A 23,272-nucleotide genomic window follows, 5' to 3' on the forward strand; every position below is an offset into this window, starting at 1 on the left:
GGACTTCATGTCGGCGTCAAGCCCCGCAGTGCAGCATGCGGGGATGACAGCACGCTCATCAAACCGCTCTTACGCGGGTCGATTGCTACTTGCAGCTCTGCTCGCAGCGCTGCTGGGCGGATGCGCGAGCGCACCGGCTTTGCCCCCCGAAGTCACTCCGCAAGCCAGCGCCCATGCACTGCAACACCGCAGCCTGCTCGATCCGCGATTGCAGCGTTTTATCGCCCTGCAGACGGGGACGCCGCACCCAATCGCCCAGCCCTGGACGCTGCAAGATCTGAGTCTGGCCGCCCTTTACTTCCACCCTAGCCTGAAGGTGAGCCGCGCCAACACGCAACTGGCCCAGGCCGACTTGCAGATCGCCCGCCAGTATCCCAACCCCAGTCTGCAGCTCGGTCTGAAATACGGCGCCGCGGCCGGGCTGCTGGCGCCGAGCCCGTGGACTGTGGGCATGGCCATCGGCCTGCTGCTGCAATCGCAGGCTCAACGCACCTCAGAGACCTCGCGTGCCGAGGCGGGCGTGCACGCTGCGCAGTTGCTGCTGAGCGGCGCGCGCTGGACGGTACGCGACCAAGTGCAACAGGCCTATGTCTCGCTTTGGGCCGCGCAGCAAAGGGCGCATCTTCAGCAACGAGTGCTGGAAACCGATCTAGCCTTGCAAGGCCGCACCGCCGCACGGGCGCAAGCGGGTGTGGACTCGCCGCTGGCCGCCGCGTTGGCCCAGCAGGCCGCACAAAACGCCGCCCTGCAAAAGAGCCGCGACATCGGCGCGGAAGGCGCCGCCCGCGTCGCTCTGGCCGGTGCGATGGGTCTGCCGATTGCCGCGCTGCAGGGAGTGAAAATCGACTTTTCTGCGCTTCAAAGCCTTCCAACCCTTCCAGATGCAACCCAGCTAACGCAGTTGCGGCGCAAGGCGCTGGAACAGCGCGACGATGTTCGCGCCGCCTGGCAAGAGGTGCTCTCGGCGCAGGCCGCCCTGCGGCTGGCGCAGGCCCAGAGCGACGGCGGGCCGCCGTCGATCGCCCCCGGCGCCGAGCGCGATCAGGGTGTCAACCGTCTGATGCTCGGCGCTCGCATCCCTCTGCCCCTGTTCAACCAGCATCAGGGCCAGATCGCTGCCGCCCGCGCGCGTTTGAGTTTGCGAGAGGCCCTGCTCAAGCAAACGCAGGCGCGAGTGCTCGTGCGCATCGAACGGGCGGAAACCGCCCTGCAGACCGCACAAGACCGGGTGCGCCAGGCCAAGCAATTGATCGCCGCCAATCGGGCATTGCTCAACGCCGACCTTGCCGCCCAGCACCGCGGACTGCTTGGACCGGAACCTGCCCTGCGTGCGCAACTGCGACTTCTGTCCACCGACCAGGCGGCGCTGCAAGCGCGCGCCGATCAATGGCAGGCGCTCGGCGCATTGCAGGGCGCGCTCGAGCAACCCATTCTTTCGGCAGTCCAGTCGCGGCCTTCCAACTCGGCGCCGCCCGCTGTCATGCCGCCCACTGTTGCGCCGCATCTGTCTCAAGTGGTCTGGCGCGAGGAGTAAAGCCTGATGCAGAGCAAAAAACCTTTTCTCCTCCGCCTCAGCCTTGCGACCTGTTGCGCGGCCGCATGCTGGCTGGGGGTCACTTCGGCGCAGGCCGCCTTGCCGCACCCCGTGCAGTGGAGCTCTGCGCAGATGGCGTCGGCCGACTTGCGGATCGAGCACCTCACGCCCGCGAGCTACCGCACGCGATTCACCGCCAGCGCCACCGTCCAGAGCCCCGCGGGTTTGCTGCGCAGCCTGACTGCACTGGACGCGGCAAGGTCGCGACTCAAGGTCGCGCAAAGCGGCCTGCAACTCGCCGCCATGCAGGCGCAGCGCGATCAGGGGCTATTCGAGGCCGGACAAAATGTCGCGCTGGCCGAGGTGCAGCAAGCGCAGGCGGCGGCCGAGCAAGCGCGGGCCGAGGTCGACAGCGCCCATGCGGCAGTGGACGTGGCTCAAGCACAGCTCACCGCCCAGCTCGGCACGGCGCTGGCGTCGCAACTGAGCAGACAAACTGCGCTGCGCCAGGCCATTCTGAATGGAAGCGAACTCATCGTCGATCTCACCCTGCCGCCGGGCCGAGCCCTGCCCCAGACAGCGCAAGTCGAACTGCATATTCCAGGCAGCCAACGCACAGTGCACGCCCGCGTCATCGGCCCGGCCGCTGCGGCCTCCAGCCAGTTGCAGGGATGGCGCGAGGTGCTCATCGCCCCCGCCGCGCCCGGTCTGATGCCGGGGCTGGAATTGGTGGCCGAAGTGCAGTCCGCACGAGCGCAATCTGGCGTCAGGCTGCCGTCCAGCAGTGTGGTGTGGACTGACGCCGAGGCGGTCGTGTTCGTCGCCACCTCAGCCGAAGGCAAGGCCCGCCATTTCACCGCGCGCAAGGTGTCCACCGCCTGGCCGCTGCACGGCGGGTATGTGCAGCCGGGCTGGGGCGCGGTGGATGTGGTGACGCGCGGCGCCGGACTAGTGCTGACGCCGCCACCGAAACCGCACGCCCTGCCCGCGGTTGGCGGAGACGACGACTGATGGCTCGCACCTCGGGTTGGCAAGCCGCGCTCATCGCCTTGAGCATTCGTCGCCGTGGCGTGGTGCTGGCGCTGGCGGTCTTGCTCGCCGCGCTGGCGGTGAACGTCGCGCGCACCGCGAGTACCGATGTGTTCCCCGAATTCGCCGCCAAGATGGTGAAGGTGCAGACCGAGGCCACCGGTCTGTCACCCGAGCAGGTGGAACTGCTGGTCACCAACCCGCTGGAGGCGGCGTCCAGCGGGTTGCTGGGGGTGAAGCAGGTGGCGTCGAAAAGCCTGCCGGGCATTTCCATCCTGAAACTGTATTTCGAGGCCGATACCCAGCTGCAGGAGGACCGCTGGCGCGTGGCGCAACACCTCGCCAGCGTGCATCTGCCTGCGGGCGTCGGGCCGCCGCGGCTGATTCCATTGACCTCCAGTACGGGCACGGTATTGATGGCCGGGCTGACTTCGCACCGCAAGAGCCTGATGGATCTGCAATCCATCGCGCAATGGGATATTCGCCCGCAACTCATGGCCGTGCCCGGCGTGGCCAATGTGCTGGTGTTCAGCCAGCAGGTGCGGGCGCTGCAGGTGCGGGTCGATCCGCAGGCGCTGCAGCGCTTTCATCTCGATCTGCAGCAAGTGCAGGCGGCCACCCAGCACGCCACGGGGCTGCTGGGCGCGGGCTTCATGCCCACGCCGCAGCAACGCGTGCTGCTGGTCAGCCATGGCGCGGCCGACACCCCGCAGGCGCTGGCCGACACCGTGCTGCGCGCCACGCCGGACGGCGCCATCACTCTGGGCGATGTGGCGCAAGTGGGCTATGCCTCGCTGCCCGCCATCGGCGGCGCCAGTATCAGCGGCCAGCCCGCAGTCATCCTCAAAATCCAGGAGTCTTACGGCGCCAACACTCTGCAGGTGACGCGTGGCGTGCAGGCGGTGTTGCAGCGGCACCGGGCCGCGCTCGCGGCGCAGGGCATCGCGCTGCATGCCAAGCTGTTCCGCCCGGCGGACTTCATCACCATCGCCATGCGCAATGTGCGCGATTCGCTCGTCCTGGGCGCGCTGCTGGTGGTGCTGGTCATTGCGCTGACGCTGCTGGACTGGCGCGCGGCGCTGATCTCCTCGCTGGCCATTCCGCTGTCGCTGCTGGCCGCGGTCACCGTGCTGGTGTGGATGGGTGTGACGCTCAATGTGATGACCCTGGGCGGCCTGGGGATCGCCATCGGCGTGGTGGTGGACGATGCGGTGATCGACGTCGAGAACATCCTGCGCCGACTGCGCGCCAACGCTGCAGCCGCACAGCCGCAGCCGTCGTTGCGCGTCGTGCTCGGAGCCTGCCTGGAAGTGCGCGGCGCGGTGGTTTACGCCACCGCAGCGGTGCTGCTGGTCATCGTGCCGATCTTGTTGCTGCCGGGGCTGTCGGGCCGCTTGTTCGCGCCGCTGGCGCAGGCTTATGCGCTGTCGGTGCTGGCCTCGCTTGCGGTTGCGCTCACGGTCACGCCAGCGCTGTCCGCGTTGCTGCTGGCCGGGCGCGATCACCGGCTTCATACGCCTGCCCCGGTACGCATCGCCCAACGTGGCTATGGCGCCCTGCTCCACCGTCTGCTGCCGCACTGGCTGCCCGCGGCACTCATCACCCTTCTGCTCGTTGGCGGTGCGGCGCTGCTGGCGCGGGGCATGGGCGGCAGCTTTCTGCCGCCGCTACAGGAAGGGCAATACATCGTGCACATGCGGCTGGCGCCGGGCGCCTCCATCCAGGCTTCGCTGGACGAAGGTGCGCGCGTGACCCAGGCGCTCGAACGCTTGCCCCAAGTCCGTTTGGTCGCGCAGCACACCGGCCGCGCCACGCTCTCGCCCGACGCCTCCGGCACGCAAAGCAGTTCGCTCGACGTGAATCTCAAACCAGGGGCAGATTCGGCTCAGGCGCTGGCCGCCATCGAGCGCGTGCTCGGCGGTTTTGCCGGGGCCAGCTTTCGCGTCAACAGCTTTCTCACCGAGCGCATGGACAACACCGTGACCAGCGGCGCGGGTGCGCCGCTGGTGGTGCACGTGCTGGGCAATCATCTGCACACCCTCGATGCCGTGGCCGCCCGAGTGGCCAGCGTGCTGAGCCGCCTGCCCACGGCCACCGGCGTGCAGTTGCAGGCACCGCCCGGAGTGCCGCAACTCGACATCAGCCTGGATGCGCAGGCGCTGCGTCGCTGGGGGCTGCAGCCGCTGCCAGTGCTGCAGACCATCCAAACCGCGTTTGCTGGCAGCATCACCGGCACGGTGTTCCACGGCGCGGTGCCGGTGCCGGTGCGCGTAGTACTGGACCGCAGCGCCCGTAGCAATCCGCAGGCACTGGGCGATCTGCTGATTCGCACGCCGACGCTGGGCTTCGTGCCACTATCGCAACTGGCGCGCATCAGCGCCGCCAGCGGCCCGTCGGACATCCGCCATCTGGGCGGGCAGCGAGAGCAGACCGTGCTGGCCTCCACCACATCGGCCAATCTCACCGGCTTTGTGCAGCGCGCCCGCGCGGCCATTGCCCGGCAGGTGCAACTGCCGCCAGGCGTCACCCTGCAATTCGAGGGCGAAGCGGCGCAGCGCAGCGCCACGCTGCAGCGGCTGGGTGTGGACGTGCTCGGGGTGCTGGCCGGATTGATCCTGCTGCTGTCGATCGCGTTGGGACGCAGACCTCATGCGCGGGAGGGGCATGCGGCCACGCCGCTGCAGGCCGCTTCCACCACGACGCGGCAGGTCCTGCTGGTGCTGCTCTCGGTTCCCACCGCTTGGGCGGGCGGCGTGTTCGCCGCCTGGCTGGGGGGCGGCGTGCTCTCGCTCGGCGCGGTGATCGCCCTGCTCGCGCTAATGGGCATCAGCCTGCGCAATGCCATCCTCATCTTTGCCCATGCCGCGCAATTGCAGCGCGAGCAGGGTCTGGACTGGAACACCGATACCCTGCAGCGCGCCGTGGCCGACCGCTTGGCCGCCATCGTGATGACCAGCCTGGTCACCGCTCTAGGCGTGCTGCCGCTGTCGCTGGGCCTGCATGCGCCGGGGCGCGAAATCGAAGGGCCGATGGCGGTGGCGCTGCTCGGCGGACTGCTCACCAGCTTGCTCTACAACCTGTTCGTGCTGCCCTCGCTGGCGCTGCGTTTTGGCGTGGCCCATCCCCGGAACCAGGCGCCCGAATGAAGACTCTTACCGCTCACACTCATCCCTCGTTTGCAACCGGCACGAAGCGGTGGTCGCCGCCGGTTGTTGCACAACCCGCCATCGCCAAGGAGATCAACTTGCACACGTCCAACCCCCTGCGCGCTCGGGCGCGCAATGCCGCGGCAAGCGCGCTGCTGTCAGCCGGCGCTCTGCTACTGGCGCCCGGCAGCTTCGCCGCCACCGCCGCAACGTCCCAGGCAACGCCGGTCTATGTGCACATGAACGGCGCGAACATGTTTCTGGAAAACGTGGTGGTGGTGCGCCCCGGGCAAAAGGTGGTGTTCGTCGATCAGGACACGGGCGCGCACACCATCATCGGCTACAACCCGCTGACGGGCAAAACCAGCACCCGCTTCGATGGCGCCGTGCAAGGCACGCCCGGCCCAGGACACCCGGTGAGCACCTACGCGATTGCGTTCAAGCATCCGGGGTTGCAGTTCTATTACTGCTCGGTGCACGCCGAACTGGCGAAGGAGCCGGGTGGCCGCACCGTGCCGAAAAAGCGCCCCACCGTGCACGGTTTCGGCGACCCGATGGCCGGGCTGATCATCGTCACCACCGACAAACGCCTGCTGGCCGACAACCCGCCGACGACGCACGAGAAAATTCTGCCGGGTTACTTTGGCGGCTGAGATCAGGTCACGGTGAACTGGCCCATCATGCCGTTGTCTTCATGCTCCAGAATGTGGCAATGGAACATGAAGGGATGGGCATCACCCGCCGGTTGATTGAAGTGGGCGATGAGCCGCACGGTTTCGCCTCGCCGCACCAGCACAGTGTCTTTCCACCCGGCTTCGTGCGCGGGCGGTGGGCTGCCGTTGCGGCTCAAAATCTGGAACGAGGTGCTGTGATAGTGGAAGGGATGCGCCATATGGCCTTGATTGGCGACTTCCCAAATCTCGGTGGAACCCAGCCGCAGCCGCTGGTCGATGCGGGCCATGTCCATGTGGTGGTGGTTGATGGAAAACAGCTTCTGCCCTCCAACCCCCAGGCTCATGCCGCCAGGACCGACTTCGCTCGCATCCATCGCCTGCGAGCCACTGCGCATACTCCCCATACCCTCCATACCGCCCATTGCGCCGCCCATCATGTTGCCCGACATGCCCTGCAAGGTGAAGCGGCGCACTGGCGCGTCGGCACGCAACACGGGCAGATCCACCATGCGTGCAGGAAGCCGTGCTGGGGTACCCGCAGGCGGGCCGACTCTGAACTCCAACAGCTCGAAGCCTTGGTGATCGAAGGAATCGGCATCCATCGGCATAGAGCTCAGATCCGGCACCACGGCGCCGGAATCGCTGCGCAATACCAAGCGCTTGCCCTGATCGCCGCGTAGGTCCACCAGGATTTCAGCGCGCTCGCTCGGCGCCAGCAACAAGCTGTGCACCGGGACCGGGCGCGGCAACAAACCAGCATCGGTGGCGACGACATGAAACACGCGGCCATCGGCAAATGCCAGATTGAACACCCGGGCGTTGGCCGCGTTGAGCAGGCGCAGCCGCACCCACTGTGCCGGCGCGTTCCAGTACGGCTGCTCGCGACCGTTGACCAGAAAGCGGTCGCCCTTCATGCCCATGCGATCCATCATGCGGGTCATGTAAAGCAGTCGGCCATCGGCAGCGAGACGGCGGTCCTGCAAGATGAGGGGAATATCGTCCACGCCGTATTGCTGCGGCAGACCCAGGTGTTGGTCGGCAGAATCGTCCACCAGGAACAGGCCGCCCAGGCCCGCATAGACATGTGGCCCGGTACGGGTGTCAGGGTGGGGGTGATACCAGAGCGAGCCCGCGGGCTGCTGCAGGGTGAAGCGCACGCGGCGTTGCCCGCCGGGCGCGATGAGACTTTGTGGCCCGCCATCCATCTCGCCCGGCACATGCGCGCCATGCCAATGGAGGGTGGTGGACTGGTCCAGCGCGTTGTTCAGATCGATTTGCACGGCTTTGCCGCGCGGCACGCGCAGCGTGGGGCCGAGCACCGCACCGTTGTAGCCCCAGGTGGCGGTCTGCAGACCATCCACCAGCATGCTGCGCCCCGGCGCCATACGCAGGGCGTAATGCAGCACGCCGTCGCGCGGCTGGCCATGAAGCTCCGGAGGAATGAGCAAGGCGCGTCTGAACACGCCGACTCCTGGCGCAGCAGCCGTCGGCCGTGACTGCCCCATGTCCATGCCCGCCATGCCTCCCATGCCAGGCATCCCCGCCATGCCGCCCATTCCAGCGCCGCGCGCCTGCCCGGCAACCGCAAAGCCCAGCGCCCCCAGCGCCAACAACGCTTTGCGACGGGGCAGATTCAACGGCGCATCCTCTGCGCTGGCAACAGTCTGGCGTTCAGCGGGTGATTTCATGGCGCGCCTCTCTTTAATCGTTGGGTCAACATACCGTGCACTGTATGCGGATGCCGTCTGCCGAGTTGTGTGCAGATGTCATCAAACCGTGACGTTTTGCTAAGCGTGCGCTCATTCCAGAAGACGACACTCCTTCCATCGCAAACGGTTTGCGATCGCCGCATCCAGCGGTGTTTCGCTCGCAAGAGTTCATAAGGAGTTTGATCATGCAACAACGCAACAAAACCGCATTTCTGTTCGCCAGCGCGCTGGCTCTTGGCCTGGCCGGCGCCGCTGGCTCCGCCTATGCCATGGACGGTTCGCAATACACCAAGGAAGCCAAGGTGACGCTGGATGAAGCGCGCGCCATCGCTCTCAAAGCCCTCCCTGGCGCCACCATCACCGACCAGGAACTCGAAAAGGAAAAGGGCGGCAGCGGCCTGCGCTATTCCTTCGACCTCAAAGTGGGGCAGACCGAGCATGAAGTGGGCGTGGACGCCCAGACCGGCGCCGTGCTTGAAAACAGTGTCGAAGGCGCCAACGCCGACTGATCGACCCCGCCCGAGCAGGCAGCACAAAGCCCTCGCTTCATTCCAACCCGGCGCCGCCGGGTTTTTTTGGGCCCATTTTCTCAGTCGTCCAGACTGATCTCCTGAGCCAGATTCAGACTACCGGATTGGATGAAGCTCACATCAACTTTCGCCCCGTTGACCAGTTTTCCATTCTTGGGCACGACGCCGTTGATCTGGATGGTCAGGGCGTTGATCTCAAAGCTGCTTGCCGTGAGGTTGTAGAGCGTGCCTTTGGTCTCCAGCACGGGCGAGGACGTCCCATCGCTGGAGCCAGAGGAGGCCTGCACTTTCTGAAACGACACGCTGTAGGCCAGCAGCCCGCTCGCCGTATTGGTGGCTTCGATCTCCACGTTGGCCCCATCGATCAATTGCGCGACCGTCCCATGGCTGAACACCACATTCGGGGCGAGCGTGACCGGTAAAGTCTGGGTCTTTCCGTCGTCCTGCACGCTCAGGCTGAACACGCCGCTGGCCAGATTCACCGCGCTGACCGTGCCCTGATAGTCCACCGTGCCGCCATCGGGCGCCTGGCTGAGCACGGCCACGCTGCTGGCCGTCACCAGATTGCCGCTGCTGCCCGCCACTTGGCCGACCACGTCCACAAACACCCCGTTTCGCAGCGAGGCGGCGGTGCCGCCGGTGAACACCACATTCGCTGCAGACGCATCCACCGGCACGCCGCGCACCAGAAAATTGCTGGCGCTCACAAAGCCGGTGATGGTGCCGCGCAATTCCACCTGCGCGGGGCTGCTCGCGTAGGTGCGCAAAGATGTGGCGGTGAGCACCCCGGTGGAGGCATCGGCCTGTCCCTGCACCACTACATACCCGCCATTACTCAGGCTCTGCACTGCGCTGGCGAGATTCGCCGCACTGGCATCGACCGGGATGCCCGCGACCTGGAAGCGGCTGCCCGCCAACTGCGCCACCAGCCCGCCCACCTGCGCCGGGCCGGAAACGCCGCGCAGGGTGCGCACGTTGACCGCGCCTGCTTGAATCGCGCCATTGGCCGCAGGTGCCGTGTTGCTCCAGACATTCACCAGTTGTCCATTCGCCAGCGCCATGCCCGACGGCGTGATCAGGGTTGAAGCCTGCGTCTGCACCAGGGTGGCGCCAATCTGGAAGCTGCCGTTCGCCGCATTGAGATGGCTGACCACGCCGGTCAGCCGCGTCACCGGATTGCTGGCGGGCAACTGCTCGATGCGGGTGGCCTGGATATAGCCCTGCCCGCTGGCACTTTGGCCATAGGCGCCGTGTACCTCCACCTGCATGCCGCCCTGCAGACTGGAAAAATCGTTCAACCCGGTGTAGTAGGTCACCGGCCCGGCGGCTGCATTGCTGTTCACCCGAACCGCCACGCCATTGACCGTGAAGCCACCTGCACCCAGGTTGGCGACCGGCCCCATCAGCTCAGGATCGATGACCACTTTGCTCGGATGGCCCTGGGCGTCGAGACGAATCTGCAACTGGTCGCCCAGATTCACCGAAGTGGAGGAAGTCTGCGCCTCTTCGTCCTGATCGGTGCCGGCGAAGTAAACCGGGCTGGCGCTGCTGTAGGCGGTGCCATCGAGCACCACACTGCCGAAGCCGGTGACGGTGCCGGTGGAAATGCCCGTGCCGCCCGTGCCGACGCCGCCCGTCGTGGCGACCGTGCCACCGCCCCCACAAGAAGCCAATAAGGCGGCCAGCAGAACCAGCGCCACCGCGCCCAGTTTGCGCAAATGATTTTTATGCATCATCACGGTCGTCTCCCGTTGCCGTGGGGTCGGGCTGCGGCGTCTGCTGCGAGACATCCTCCGCCCAGTAGTAGGCGCCAAAACGCAGGCGGCAGGTGGCATCGGCGCGGCCTTGGTCAGCCGCATAACGCCGGGTGGCCTCTGTGATCATTTCGGCGCGTGCCTGCGCCCACAGCTTGCGCGCCAGCTCGCCCAGTTCTCTGGACGATTCGGGCGTCACGCCCTCGGCGAACACGCTTTGCTCGAGCTGGGGCGGCTGCCCCAGCAAGTTTCCGACGGCCGCCGCCGCATGGTCCGACAGATTGGCGCCGAAAAGATCGAGCAAATCACGCGATCCCGGCGGCGGCACAAAGCCCTCGCGGTGCGGCACGATCCATTCCTGCCCCTTCACGGTCTTGACTGTCACCAGCCCGAGGCGCAGCAGATCGGTCAATGCGGTAAAGGGATGGATGTCCTGCGTGACGCTGCGCGCCAGGCTGTCAAAAGACGGCGCCGGCCCCAGACGCGGCAAAGGCTTGGGGCGTTTGCGCCGGTCGCGATAAAGAGGGTCTTGCACCCAGCGGGCGAACACCTGCGAACTGATCGACATCTCCTGCGCGATGCGGCCGCTCAGCCCATTCATGCGCCATTCGCGCACATCTTTGCGGTGCACGCCGCTGAGCAAACTGATGGCCGAATCGGTGTCTTTCTGCCCGGAGCGCAGCAGCTCCAGCCTGGCCTGCTCGATAAACAGGGGTTTGAGTTCCGCGGCGAGACGGGTGTAGTCCAGGCCACTGGCCAGCAGCAGGCGCGCCAGCGGCGCCATGACTTGCGCGAGCGCCCGCAACACATCCTCCGACGCAGGCATTGGATGCTCTGGCGGAGGAGGGCAAGGCAGACGGCGCGGGGGGCGTCCCATGAGGTTTGATCGAGGTGCGTGAAGATGTTTGAGGGCGTTGATCGAAGTTTAATGCAAGATTTTTATTGCATGTTATTTTTTCCCATCTATTATTCCGGCACGCATCGTCATGCGGCGCGCCACCGACCCATTCTTGGAGATCCTCATGCAGCCCTCGCAACCCCGCTCACGTTCTACCCGAAAACTCTTGCCCATCGCAGCCGCCCTGGCGCTCAGCCTGAGCGCCTGCGGAGGGGGCGGCGGCGGCACGGCCCAGATCAACCCGGTCGCAGCCAACACCACGCTCAAAGGCGCCGTGATCGATGCGCCCATCGCCAACGCGGCGGTGACGTTCACTACGGTTGCCCCCATGGGCCAGCCAGGCTCGGTGGTGGTGGGCACCGCCACGGCAGACGCCAGCGGCAACTACACCGTGCAGGCGACTTTGCCGAACACCTCCGTACCGCTGTTTGCCAATGCCACCTCGCCGGACGGCCAGGTGGTACTCACCGCCTATCTGGGCACGAGCAGCGCCGTGCTCGCCGCGGGCTCGCTCACATCGGCCAACCTGCCGAATCTGGTCATCAGCCAGGTGACCACCGCCGCGCTGGCGGTCTATATCGCCTCGGGCGGCAGCTATGCCAACCTCACGCCCGCTCTCTATGCCGCGCTGCTGTCCCAGCATCACGATGACATCCTCGCGCTTTCCGCCGCGATCAAGGCCGTGGCCGACGGCTACTGCGCTCGCCCGGCGCAGTATCACGACACCGAAGACATGGCGCATGACATCGCCAAACAGGGGCTGTCCAACAACGCAGCCAGTGCGCTGAACTCGGCGTCGACCACGCTCGGCCCGAGTTGCGACGGCAACCTCAAGTCGCTGATGCAGTACATCTCGTCAGATGAACGCTGGGCGCCTGAGCTTGACCTCGGCGACGTGCTTGAGCAAGGCGCACCTGCCGTGGCTCCTGGCACTTACAGCCTGCAGGGCGTGTTGGCGCAATCGGGCATGAGCGCCCTGCCCATGCTGCCGACCCCGCCGGCTTCCACCGCTTCCGCCGCATCCATTCCCACACCGCCCAGCACGCTGCCACCTGGCATTTTTAACACCCTGGTCAGCGTGGACGCCAACGGGAATCTCAGCTCGGCGGACGGCAGCGGCACTGTGACCGGCGTGATCGTCGGCAATCTGATGACCCTGACGGTGAATGACGGCCAAGGCAACACCTATGTGCTGGCCGGCAAGGCCGGGCTGCTGCCGAGCGGCTTTGTCGTCGGCGGCACGACGCCTGCGCCCAGCCCCAGTGTGCCTGCGAGCAGCGCTTCATCGACCGCCAGCGTCCCAAGCGCCAGCGTCGGCTATGGCCTGCGCATGGGCGGCCGCACCCAGTCGGGCGGCGTACTCACCCGCTTCGATGCGGTGCTGGTGCCGCAGAACAGTGAGCCGGGCTGGGCGCAAATCGCGCAATACAGTTCTCAGCGCAGCGGCGGAGTGAATTGTGGAAGCAACAGCGGCATGTTTGGCGTGCGCCTCATGGGGACAGGCGCCACAGTAGGGGGACTGGTGCTCGGCGCCTGCGTCATGCCGCAGACCGCAGGGCTTGATCTCAGTCAGGCTCTACCCAGCGGGAATGGACACGACTACAGCGACGACGATTTCAAGCCCGGCGCCAGCGTGGGCTTCAGCAATTTTTCCCTCAACAACACCAACACTACGCCCTACATCCTGAATGCCCCCAGCGTCACCATCACCCAGTCCAATCCCTCCGGAAAAAGCAGCACCTTCACCGGCCAGATGTATTACGTCATGGGTGCCAAGGACATGATCTACAGCACCGCTGCGCCCGCTTCCAACGGCCTGTTTGTGATGAACGAGAACCCGCTGGATACGCTGCAGGAAAATTTCGCCCATCAGGACCATTGACCATGGGCGCGCCAGAGTTCATCGCACCGTCGGCCTTGTCTTCTGCAGACTCCCTCCTACAGGCCCAGTGGGTGCGGGAGCGGCTGGGCGCCGCCAGCGGCAGCGACGCCTTTGCGCGCGCCCAACTGCGGCTGGCCTTGCAGGAGCAGCGACTGCGCGTGGCCTATCAACCCATCCTGCGTCTGGACGATCTGCAGACGATGGGCCAGGAGGCGCTGGCGCGTCTGCTGACCCCGCAGGGCCGGGTGGTGACGGCGGAGGCGTTCATCGGCACGGCCGCCAAATTAGGCATCGAGCCGCGCATCGACGCTGTCATCACCGCGCAAGCCATGGCCGCCGCCTCTCAGCCCGTACCGTTCGCGGCAGCCTCGGGGAAATTGTTCCTCAACTGCTCCAGCGCGTTCCTGGCAGAGCCGTCCTGCATGGACAAACTCGCGCAGCAGCACCAGCACTGGCGGCAGAAGCAGAGCGGCGCCGATACAAGCCAGACACCCTGGGTGCTGGAAATCACCGAGCGCAATCTCGACACCGATCCGGCCCGCCTGCTTGCGAACCTCGAGCCCTTGCTCGATCTGGGCTTTGAACTGGCGCTCGACGATTTCGGCACCAATCACAGTGCCTTCCCCTATCTGCTGGCCCTGCCTATCCGCTATCTCAAACTGGACCGAAGCCTGGTGCAGACGGGCCTGCGCACGGCCAAGGGCGAGCAGGTGATGCGCTACCTGCTCCAGCTTGCGCAAGACCTGAACCTCATCACCATCGCCGAAGGCGTGGAAAGCCAGGCGGCGCTGCAGTGGCTGCGCGACCTCGGCGTGCATTGGGGACAGGGGTTTTTCTGGGGGCAGCCAACCGCCGTGCGGTCGACGCTATGACGCCCGACATGTCCTCCACCGCGCCTTCACGCGAAATATCCATCTGCCCGTCAACCCGTTTCCAACCCGAACCGTTCATCCCATCATGCAAACCACCAACTCCCACCCCCGCTTGCCTCATTTGTTCGCAAAAACCCTGGCGGCAGTCGCGCTGAGCACTGTCGTCGCGCTTCCCGCCGCGCGTGCGGATGACTCCCCACTCTGGTCACTGGCCATCGGCGTGCCGGGGCTGATCGCCAACGTCGGCAACGCCTACCCGGTGGCGCCGCAGCCGGTCTATGTGGCGCCACCGGTGCAATATGTCCCGGCTCCGGTCTATTACGCCGCACCGCCGCCCTATTACGCCCCCGTACCCCAATACCGCGGCGAAAGGCGCGATCACAGGCATTGGGATCGTCACCATGGAGAAGACGACCGCGGCGGCGACTGAGACGAGCGCGTACCCGGGCAGCGCCTGCCATCGCTCTGTGGGCGTCCACATCTCGCTCCCCCCGGGGGGGGGCAATGCGGATGACGAAATCGTCATCCGCTTTTCATTTTCACGAGCGCATGTCTTCACGAAAATGTGGCGCTTGCACGCCCGACAGGCTCCTGGCGGTCATAGGCCCATTTGCCAAACTCTTTGCCACACTCCATTCGCAATTCGCTTTTCATGCGTCATAGCACCTCCCTGCATTGCTCAACCCCACAAGCCGCAGCAACAACTGCTCACAAGCCTGGGTGGATCGCGGCGCGGGCCGATGCGCAGTGGCGAACCAGTCTTCTGGTTGATGGCCTTGTGCTGCTGATTGCAGCGGCGAGCCTGTTCTGGCGTCTGGGGGCCGCCCCCATCCGCGACACCAACGAGGCGCTCTACGCCAGCATTGCCCTGGCGATGGCGCATGGCGGATCGTGGATCATCCCCCATCTCGACGGCGTTCCCTACATCGAAAAGCCGCCGCTGCTCTATTGGTTGATGGCGCTGAGCTTCAAGGCCTTCGGCGCCGGGGCCTGGCAGGCGCGGCTGCCCGACGCCCTGGCCGCGTGGCTGACGGTGCTCGGGTGCATCGTGTTGGGCCGAACGGTGTCCGCGCCGCTTGCGGGCCGGTTCGCCGCGCTGGTCACCGGCACGGCATTGGGCTATGTGCTGATCGCCCGCAACATCTTGTTCGATCCGCTGATGGTGTTTTTCTGGCTGGCCGCCCTGGCTCTGCTGGTGCTTGCGGTGGAGCGCCGGCAGCGGGTCTGGCTGCGTGCCGCCGCTGTTGCGGTGGCGCTCGCCACGCTGACCAAAGGCCCGGAGGCGCTGCTGTTGCTCGGCCTGGTCGCCCTGGTGCAACTGCTGGCGGCCCCCGGCGCATGGAAGCGCCGCGAACTGCTGAAGTTCTATCTCGATCCTTGGGCCATCGCCCTTTTCGTACTGGTTGCGGCCCCCTGGCATCTGGCTGCGCTGCGCATTCTGCCGGGTTTTGGCTGGTTTTTCTTTGTCAACGAAACCATCGGCCGGTTTCTGGGCACCCGCATTCCGGATGATTTTCATCATGGGCCTTGGTGGTACTACGGCGCCGTGCTCGCCGCGTTTGCGCCCCGCTTGCACGGCGACGATACGGCCACCGCGTCAGCGCGCTGGACGCGCAACACCGCAATCATCCTCACCGTTTTCTTTAGCTCTGCGAGCGACAAGGGAGCGTATTACCTCCTGCCCGTGGTGCCCTTGGTCGCCTGGTGGCTGGGTGTGCGGCTGCAGGCGGCCCTATGTGCCGGTGACGACAGCGCCGCCTTGCAGCGTCGGCTTGGGCTGGGGGCGCTGCTGTTCGGCATGGCCGCGCTGGGCCTCTGGGCGTTGACATTCACGCCGCCGCTTCATGCCGAATTGCTGCGCTCTGGCCTGCCCGCAGCGCAATTCGGCTGGCTGCCCGCGCTGGTCATCGGAGTTGCGCTGGCGGCGTTCATCGGCGGCGCGCTGCTGTGGTCGCGCAGGCTGGCCCTCGGTCTGGCGGTCTTCAGCCTGAGCGCGGTGATCATGGTGGATTTCTCTGCACAGCTCGCTGTCGCTAAAACGGCCGAGATCTCGCAGAAACAGGTCGCCGAGGTCATGCATCGACTCTTGCCCGCAGACACCGTGTGGTTCTCCTGGCAAACCTTCGAGGATCATGATGCATCGCTTTTGTTCTACGGCGTCCCCCACTTGTTCGTGATCGACAGCACCAGCGAAGACCTGTGGTTCGGCTGCCGGGACGACAGGCGGCAGAACACTTGCGTGAACGAAAACGCGCTGCTGAAGGCCCGGGCCGAGGGCAAGCCCGTAGCCATCTGGGTGTCGCGCAAGCGGCTGCAAAGCTGGCAGGCCAGCGGGCTCGCCCACGGCTTGCACAGCCAGCCTTTCAAGGACAGCGTGGTGTTTTACAGCCGCGGCGCCAAACGCTAAACCTTAGCGCAGCGTTTTTTCAATCCGACTATATGTACCTGGAAGGATGTGGATTGACATTCATGTAGGCAACCTAAGGTATTATAAATAAAGGAGAAAACGACTGATCTGCGGATTTTTTCATGGATCGATATGGATAGATTTTCACCTATTTTGCCTACATGGTGCCTACATGGTGCCTACATGGCGCCTACATGAAGTGCTGATTGGCATCTCGGGGATAAAAAATGGCGAAGCTAAATTTGACCGCCGCGCGAATTGAGAGTGCGACCTGTGAGGTGGGTAAGCAGCAGTCGATCCTTTGGGATGCAAAGTCGCCTGGGCTTGGCTTGCGGGTGACCGCCTCTGGAGCTCGCGCCTATGTTTTCGAATCTCGTCTTTTCAGAAAGACCATCAGGGTCACGATCGGAGATGCACGAGCTTGGGATCTGGGGAGCGCGCGAACGGAGGCGGCAAGGCTCAAGACGTTAATTGATGCGGGCCAAGATCCACGGGATATACGAGCACGGCAGGCCGAAGCGCATGAGGTGGCGCGAGCACAAATGCGTCGTCAGACACTTGTGGTCAAAGAAGCCTGGGACGCATACTTGGAAGCCCGAAAATCCAAGTGGTCGGAACGGCACTACATTGATCATGTCCGCTTGGCGGATGCTGGGGGGCGTAGTGCAAAAAGGGGTGTACGTGAAACGATCCCAGGGCCTCTCGCTACCTTCATGCCGATGCGAATGGCGGATCTGACCATTCCGGTGGTGGACGAGTGGTTGGCTCACGAGACAGTCAAGCGTCCGACCCGGGCACGGCTGGCCTTCGCCTTGCTGCGCGCATTCATCACGTGGTGTCAAGAGCAGGAACAATTTGCAAACGTGGCTCTTGCGGGCATTTGCAGCAATCGGCGTATTCGGGAACGCTTGCCGCGGACCAAGGCGAAGACGGATTGCCTGCAGCGAGAGCAACTTGCGGCGTGGTTTCGGGCGGTTCGATCAATTTCAAACCCAGTTATCAGCGCGTACTTGCAAGGTTTGCTCATCACGGGTGCTCGCCGCGAGGAACTTGCTGGCTTGCGCTGGGCCGATGTCGATTTTCGTTGGCGCAGCATTACGCTGGATGACAAAGTCGAAGGCGCGGGCGGTAGAACAATTCCTCTTACGCCCTATTTATGCGAGTTGCTGCTTGATCTGAAAAGGCGCAGTGAAACGCCACCTACCCGCCGCAGAGTTCAGCTGCTGGAAGATCAGGGCAAGGCGTGGTCACCGTCACCGTGGGTGTTCTCGAGTAAAACGTCGGCAGACGGACGGCTTGTGGAGCCAAGAGCGGCGCACACCAAGGCACTGAGCGCCGCCCAACTGCCGCACCTCACATTGCACGGTCTTCGACGATCCTTTGGTACGTTATCGGAATGGGTCGAGGTGCCGGTTGGAGTGGTCGCGCAGATTCAAGGTCATAAGCCGTCGGCGATTGCGGAAAAGCATTACAGGCGAAGACCTCTGGACTTATTAAGGGTCTGGCATGAAAAGATTGAAGTCTGGTTGCTTGAGCAAGCTGATATAGGTACGAGCGGATAGTGTGTGTTCCATAAACAGTCGCCCCTGCATCCCGCAAGAATGCTCACTTTTTTCTGTTTTTCGTGCCAATGGCAAGCGCTGCGCACCACAATGTGGGAAAAAGTGCCACCACAGCCACTTCGCCAAAAAAGCCGCTAGCCACTTGTTCCGTTTAGACCGTGGTGAGTGATTTCACCGGTCTTTGCTCGCAAACTGTCGAACTCGGGTGAGCTCAATGCTCGGCAATCCTTACGACGGCCACACCCTAGCCGAGACCCTGGAGCATGTGGGCATCCTCTCTGATGCCCAGTCGAAGATCGCCGTCGTCGACAAGGGCTACCGTGGCGTCGAGATCGATAAGGTGTGCATCCTGCGCTCGGGACAGAAGCGCGGACTGACCCGGACGCTGCACGCGATGATCAAGCTGCGCAGCGCCATCAAGTAGAGCATCGGCCACAGGAAGGCCAGCGGGTCACTGAAGGACAAATTGTTCAGAATGGCTCCTTAGGTCAGTGCTCTTGGAACCGGATGCAGCCCAACCTGCCCTACGTTTCACCCCCCGTTTGGGACGTCGTTGTGTGCGAGTAGTCCCAAACTATGGGTTCTGAACCCCTACGACGGTGGCTTAGCCGGAAATGCCGTTGCGATGTATTCTTTATATAGGCTGGAGAATTTATCCTTGTAGAATTTACCCGCGAGGCGTTTCTCATAATCCTCTAAAGTTTTAGTGGACCCGTGTTTTTTCGCTGGTAAATCAGCCTTGGAAATTTCATTAACTCGCAAGATCGAGTAGTCACGGCGTATTTCAATTTCATGTAATCGTGACAAGACCATTTTTGAAATTTTTCTTGCCACTTGCGCTTTACTTGCCCGGTTACTAGCTGTGAATACAGACATTTCTCCTAGCTTGCGAAGCTCATCGCGAACAATTTCGAATTCGTGATCCTTCGATTTCGCATGCCTTGCTCTTGCGGCGACTGCCTGCAGATTTAGGGGATTCCCCTTTTCATCCTTTTCAAAGCTATCCGCAAAACGGCAGGCATATTGGATCTGCCCCGTAAAAAAGCAGGCATTCATAAGCGCAAATAAGCGTGTTTCAACTGGATTCGACTTTAGCTCGGCCACGTGTAGTTCGCGAAGCCACCACATAACCAGCTGCGGAGCGGTTTCTGTTGGGTTGCCAAGTCGGACCTGTCGCGACATGAACTCTTGATAAAATTCATTGTCGTGAAGCGACGATGGGAGGTAGTTCTCGTAAGTTTGCTCGACGAGTTTCTGCTGGAATGTTTTCTCCCCTGTTCCGTCACCTTTTTCCATTTCTAGCCGCAAATACCGGCACCCCACTTCAAGCAACCTGCAAACAATGTCTCTTGTCGAAACATCTTCAAGTTGAAGTTCATCGATCATTTCTTGTTTGGCATCCATATATTTCTTGATCGTATCCCAGTCAAGTTCTCGTTGATTTTTTTTTGGATCTTCGGTATATTGCTTAACTATGAAAAGACATTTTTCCACATTTTCGTCTAGGCGCATACGCCTGGCAACGACGGCAGGGTTGTTCGGAATTGATGGTTTCATGGTTAGCGACTCACTGACCTCGCGGCCTTGATTACATACACGCAACTAGCGCCGAGAGGCGACAGTATGGCAATCGACGTTGAAACCCAGGCCTGCTGGGAGAGAGAATTTTGCTCTCGATATTCTGGGGTTTCAAGCATCGATGACTCGCGATTTTCCGGGTTTCAGCCCATGAACTGCCCCCTCAGGCGAATGCCCGCCGCCTCCGCGTCTCCTCAAATATTCTTCGACCTCAGCGATGTCCCAAAGCGAGCATCGGTCGCCGACCTTGTACGGCGGGGGAAAGTTTCCTTTGCGAATCCAGAAATAGACGGTCGAGCGCTTAAGGCCGAAAGTCTGGAGCAAAATCGGCAGCCGGGCGTAGATTGGTTTGTTTTCCAGCATGATGGTTCTCCTGAAGGATAGATAAAATTGGCGTTCTGGCCGGCCCGTTACGCACGAGGTAAATTTTGGCGCTACTTCCCCCATTCCGCCAGAGTTTGTGCGTGCTGAAGTTCTCCCATGCGCGCATTGGCGGAATGCTGGGAGCACGAGTTGGCAAGATCACATCGTGGCCATCATCGACTTTCTGGCCACTAGACAGGTACGCTGGGAGGCCTTCTTGCCAAACCGACGCGGCCTGCATAGTTCTTTTCAATCTGCCATCGAGACGCGCCATCAGCGGCGGGGAGCACGTAGGGAGTCTGCGTGCCTCTCGCGTACTTGGAGGTGGGGAGGACGGTCCCACTGCCAGTGAAATCGCTTCGCTCGCAAACGGTCTGCTCCCCCGGGGCTTCTGCTGCGACCTAGCCAGTCTTTCTTTGGATGAGCGTTCACATCGCTTCGCAGCGCGGGTGTAGTTCCATGCTGCTCTGCGTCTGTTGCGAAAAACGCAGCGTGCGCAGAATCGCAAGCAGTGCGGTACGGAAGTATCAGATTCCGCTCGATCGTAATCGGCGGTGGGCTGTGAAGCGGACGGCTTCAGCACGCCCGGGAGATGACTTGCATGCTCGGGCAAACCGCAGCCTTGATAGCCGAATCGGGATGGATCGCCAATCCTGCCAGTGTCAACACCTGGACGTCCTCATGCGCCGCTGATCGATCCTCGCAATTCGCTTCCCTCATGCATGGGGCATAAGCGCGCAAAGAAAAAAGGGCTAAGAAAAGCGTTGGGACGCCTCAATTAGCCCTCTGCCAAATCGCCACCCCTACGGGTACGCGCTCCAGATCCTCTCACGGAGCTCTTTCCATTGTTCAAACCCGTTCGATCAGGATTGCTCGGTCTTCGTCGTTCGGGCTCACACCATCGCTGGAGTTGTGGCCATCATTTGCGAGTACTGCGGCAACGGCATCTGTTGAAATGGCATTGATGATCCCGCGGGGTTCAGATTTAGACCGAAAAAAGGGCCGCCAGAATTCTGCGGGTGCATCAGCAACTGGTTATTTGTGACAAGCCAATTCAAGGCGATGCGGGTACGGCCGTGCTGACCCCTTAGTTTTCCAGGGGCGCAGGATTCGATCTTTCGCAGGGACCACATCGTCTCCCCGCGCAGTTGATGCCACCGAAAGAGGTGATTGAGCAGAATCTGCGGGTCTGGCACGAACGGCTCTGGCCGCGGTGCAAATAACCGAAAATGCTCGCGCAGGAAATAGTCGGCAATATCGATGCCCGCCTGCATGTGTGCCTCGTCAATGACCAAGGCGCGCGTGTCGAAAAATTGCAGCACTGCGGCGATCCGCAGGGCTTGCTCGCCAATCTTGGAGGCGAATTCCCGCACACTGGCGAGGTCGCCTACCGATCCACTGCGTGATTCGATGAGATTGTAAAAATTTATCCAGCGCACGCGGGCTGTGTCATCTGGTCGCATTAAATCACGCTGGCAATCACCCTCGATGCGCTTGTGCGCCAATTCTAGAAGTTCCCGTACGCGCGCATGAAATACCTCCGCTGGGGCGATCCTCATTTTCTCGAGACCGACGTAGCGCGTGCCAATTGTTGAGCTTGGCTCGCCGATCAGCGCGCGCGCAAAAAATCCGCTGTTGCGGGCCATCTCGCCGCGCTTCTGAACGAAGCGATATAGTTCACTACGCTGAAGCATTAGGAGCATGGTCGTTCGGGTCACCCAGCGTGCAACGATGCGATCGTCCATCGTCTCTCGCGATGGCGTTTGTCCATCCCAGTTGGAATTGTGATGGCCCAGCAGACGGAACGTGTCGCCGTTCAGAATATCTGTCGCTTCGGAAGAAAAAATGCCCGCACTTGGATAGCGCGTCGCTAATGACCTGCTCAACGCCGTAGGAGTGACGCTCTGGAATAGCAGCGCGCAAAGAATCGGCGGGACCGGCTCATTTGCGGTCAGTTCGACCAGCTCAGCAACAGCAACGTCTGAACACGACGCCCCATCTTCGGCATACTCCTTAGTGATGCGTCTCTTGAGTCCGGCGACCTGCGCGGTCCAGGCGTCGTGCAGTGCCTTGTGGCGCGAGACATGCTCACGACCTTGCTCACGCTTGGTCGCCTCAAACTCGGTTACCGACTTCAGTAGGCGCTTGAATACCGTCGTCTTGCGCTCGCCAGAGTCAGCGGCCACAAAGATATTCAGTGCCACGGCAGTGGTGCTGCCATCCCCGCCTTCCACGTCAACTGAATATTGCGCTGCGAGTGATACGACGCCAAGCGCCACCAAGCAGACTAGATCGGGAGGCGCCTGAGTTTGCGCTTGCACTTCGGACACCACGTGCTGTACCGATTCGGGCAGTCTTGCATAAGGAAAATTGTTTACAATCATATTTGTATCCTAAAAATTTGATATGAAATTCACTCTTTCATTGACTGCACAAAAGAACGGTTTGTTATCTCCATCGCTCAAGTGTCTTGGTCAATCAATGGGCGCATTCAAGCGCGTTCATGTTCCTACGTAAACCCGCAAAAAATCCCACAAAAATCATGTGTAGATTTATCTAATAAAGTCTTTTATGGGCTTATAAGCGCCACCAACGGATAATAGATATGTCTAGTAGCGTTCAAAATCAACACATCTCTGTTACAAAATTTTTCATATTCCTTGTGCGTCAACAGCTCGGAGAGCAGGGCCATCGGTCAGTCATAGCAATGCAACCTTTACGACGGCCATACGCTTAACGAGTGGCTGGAGTAGGTAACCATCCTCATGCAGGACAGCGCCACGAGGCCCGCGACTGCGTTTGTGGATCCGGTGCTACCGGGGCGTGGATGCGGATAACCCGACCGTGCACATCGTGCACCGCGGTAAGTCAGGCGCATCGGTGCGCTGGAGAAGTGTGCCAGAGAGAAAGCGGCTCAGGGGGTGCCCAGCCATCGAGCCGATCATCGCATGCGGCGCTTTCACCTCAATGGCGAACAGGGTGACCGGATGCATGCAGTCCTGTGCGCGGCGGGCTACAACATTCGATGGCCGCCCCGCATGATCGCTAAGAAGGGGGCGTCCTGTGGTGCCTTTCTTTGCGCCTGCGCAGAGGCGAGTGCGCCACCAAAATGGCAAGGCATGCTGAGCAATTTGCTCACGCCCCTACTTACCCGCCCTGGCTGTTCGTGGAATTGAGTAAATCAGGGACGTCTGGCTGACGCCTGATGGTCGCTACTGACACCTCCCCCCTCCCAAAGGTTCGATACGCCCCCTCCAGCGTCAGGCGTCTCACGTAGTCCACCTTGACCAAATAGCTGGCCGCGACCTGCAGAAGCGCTCGCTTTTCCAGATCG

At 62.5% G+C, this 23,272-nt stretch carries 17 protein-coding genes and 1 pseudogene; 11 read left to right on the plus strand and 7 right to left on the minus strand.

Translation table 11 applies throughout. The annotated features are described in order from the left end of the window. The first annotated feature begins 82 nt into the window (after positions 1–82). From B7X30_RS03550 to B7X30_RS03565, 4 genes are all read left to right on the plus strand, one after another. Positions 83–1,534, plus strand: a complete 1,452-nt coding sequence (locus B7X30_RS03550) for a TolC family protein (RefSeq protein WP_286729073.1) — start codon at positions 83–85, stop codon at positions 1,532–1,534. Between the two features lie 111 nt (positions 1,535–1,645). After that, positions 1,646–2,545, plus strand: coding sequence for an efflux RND transporter periplasmic adaptor subunit (locus B7X30_RS03555; protein WP_286729075.1), 900 nt, complete (start codon positions 1,646–1,648; stop codon positions 2,543–2,545). Further along, positions 2,545–5,709: an efflux RND transporter permease subunit gene (locus tag B7X30_RS03560; RefSeq protein WP_286729077.1), complete on the plus strand. Its 3,165-nt coding sequence runs from the start codon at positions 2,545–2,547 to the stop codon at positions 5,707–5,709. The genes B7X30_RS03555 and B7X30_RS03560 overlap by 1 nt, the downstream gene beginning before the upstream one ends. A gap of 98 nt (positions 5,710–5,807) precedes the next feature. Beyond that, positions 5,808–6,362, plus strand: a complete 555-nt coding sequence (locus tag B7X30_RS03565) for a cupredoxin domain-containing protein (protein WP_276729799.1) — start codon at positions 5,808–5,810, stop codon at positions 6,360–6,362. A 2-nt stretch (positions 6,363–6,364) separates the two neighbouring features. Here the strand turns inward: B7X30_RS03565 and B7X30_RS03570 are convergent, their stop codons facing one another. Beyond that, positions 6,365–8,071, minus strand: coding sequence for a multicopper oxidase family protein (locus B7X30_RS03570; RefSeq protein WP_286729079.1), 1,707 nt, complete (start codon positions 8,069–8,071; stop codon positions 6,365–6,367). A 206-nt stretch (positions 8,072–8,277) separates the two neighbouring features. On the opposite strand from B7X30_RS03570, the gene B7X30_RS03575 reads away from it, so the two are divergent. Beyond that, a complete protein-coding gene (locus B7X30_RS03575; protein WP_156052764.1) occupies positions 8,278–8,601 on the plus strand; it encodes a PepSY domain-containing protein in 324 nt (107 codons plus the stop codon). 80 nt (positions 8,602–8,681) lie between these two features. Here the strand turns inward: B7X30_RS03575 and B7X30_RS03580 are convergent, their stop codons facing one another. Both B7X30_RS03580 and B7X30_RS03585 read right to left on the minus strand, forming a co-directional pair. Then, positions 8,682–10,358: a DUF5666 domain-containing protein gene (locus tag B7X30_RS03580; protein WP_286729101.1), complete on the minus strand. Its 1,677-nt coding sequence runs from the start codon at positions 10,356–10,358 to the stop codon at positions 8,682–8,684. Continuing rightward, the gene (locus B7X30_RS03585; RefSeq protein WP_286729083.1) at positions 10,348–11,202 is read right to left on the minus strand and encodes a DUF6502 family protein; all 855 of its coding nucleotides are present in this window, start codon (positions 11,200–11,202) and stop codon (positions 10,348–10,350) included. Before B7X30_RS03585 ends, B7X30_RS03580 begins: the two co-directional genes overlap by 11 nt. A 196-nt stretch (positions 11,203–11,398) precedes the next feature. On the opposite strand from B7X30_RS03585, the gene B7X30_RS03590 reads away from it, so the two are divergent. From B7X30_RS03590 to B7X30_RS03615, 6 genes and pseudogenes are all read left to right on the plus strand, one after another. Next, positions 11,399–13,156, plus strand: coding sequence for a hypothetical protein (locus tag B7X30_RS03590; protein WP_286729084.1), 1,758 nt, complete (start codon positions 11,399–11,401; stop codon positions 13,154–13,156). Positions 13,157–13,158: 2 nt separating this feature from the next. Further along, a complete protein-coding gene (locus tag B7X30_RS03595; protein WP_286729086.1) occupies positions 13,159–14,028 on the plus strand; it encodes an EAL domain-containing protein in 870 nt (289 codons plus the stop codon). Positions 14,029–14,113: 85 nt separating this feature from the next. Beyond that, the gene (locus B7X30_RS03600; RefSeq protein WP_286729088.1) at positions 14,114–14,458 is read left to right on the plus strand and encodes a hypothetical protein; all 345 of its coding nucleotides are present in this window, start codon (positions 14,114–14,116) and stop codon (positions 14,456–14,458) included. Between the two features lie 348 nt (positions 14,459–14,806). Next, a complete protein-coding gene (locus B7X30_RS03605) occupies positions 14,807–16,435 on the plus strand; it encodes an ArnT family glycosyltransferase (protein WP_286729090.1) in 1,629 nt (542 codons plus the stop codon). Positions 16,436–16,662: 227 nt separating this feature from the next. Beyond that, the gene (locus B7X30_RS03610; RefSeq protein WP_286729092.1) at positions 16,663–17,997 is read left to right on the plus strand and encodes a tyrosine-type recombinase/integrase; all 1,335 of its coding nucleotides are present in this window, start codon (positions 16,663–16,665) and stop codon (positions 17,995–17,997) included. Positions 17,998–18,208: 211 nt separating this feature from the next. Beyond that, positions 18,209–18,418: pseudogene (locus tag B7X30_RS03615) on the plus strand (IS5/IS1182 family transposase); the annotation flags it as partial. A 170-nt stretch (positions 18,419–18,588) separates the two neighbouring features. Here the strand turns inward: B7X30_RS03615 and B7X30_RS03620 are convergent. The 4 genes from B7X30_RS03620 to B7X30_RS03635 all read right to left on the minus strand — a co-directional run. Then, complete coding sequence (locus B7X30_RS03620) at positions 18,589–19,554, minus strand: hypothetical protein (RefSeq protein WP_286729094.1); 966 nt, start codon at positions 19,552–19,554, stop codon at positions 18,589–18,591. A gap of 132 nt (positions 19,555–19,686) precedes the next feature. Then, the gene (locus B7X30_RS03625; protein ID WP_286729096.1) at positions 19,687–19,938 is read right to left on the minus strand and encodes a helix-turn-helix transcriptional regulator; all 252 of its coding nucleotides are present in this window, start codon (positions 19,936–19,938) and stop codon (positions 19,687–19,689) included. A gap of 893 nt (positions 19,939–20,831) precedes the next feature. After that, complete coding sequence (locus B7X30_RS03630) at positions 20,832–22,322, minus strand: YfjI family protein (protein ID WP_286729097.1); 1,491 nt, start codon at positions 22,320–22,322, stop codon at positions 20,832–20,834. Positions 22,323–23,085: 763 nt separating this feature from the next. Then, positions 23,086–23,272: hypothetical protein (locus B7X30_RS03635; RefSeq protein ID WP_286729103.1), on the minus strand; the 187-nt coding region annotated here is incomplete at its 5' end.

Origin of the sequence: Thiomonas sp. 13-64-67 (assembly GCF_002282795.1) — a bacterium.
Lineage (GTDB): Bacteria > Pseudomonadota > Gammaproteobacteria > Burkholderiales > Burkholderiaceae_C > Thiomonas > Thiomonas arsenitoxydans.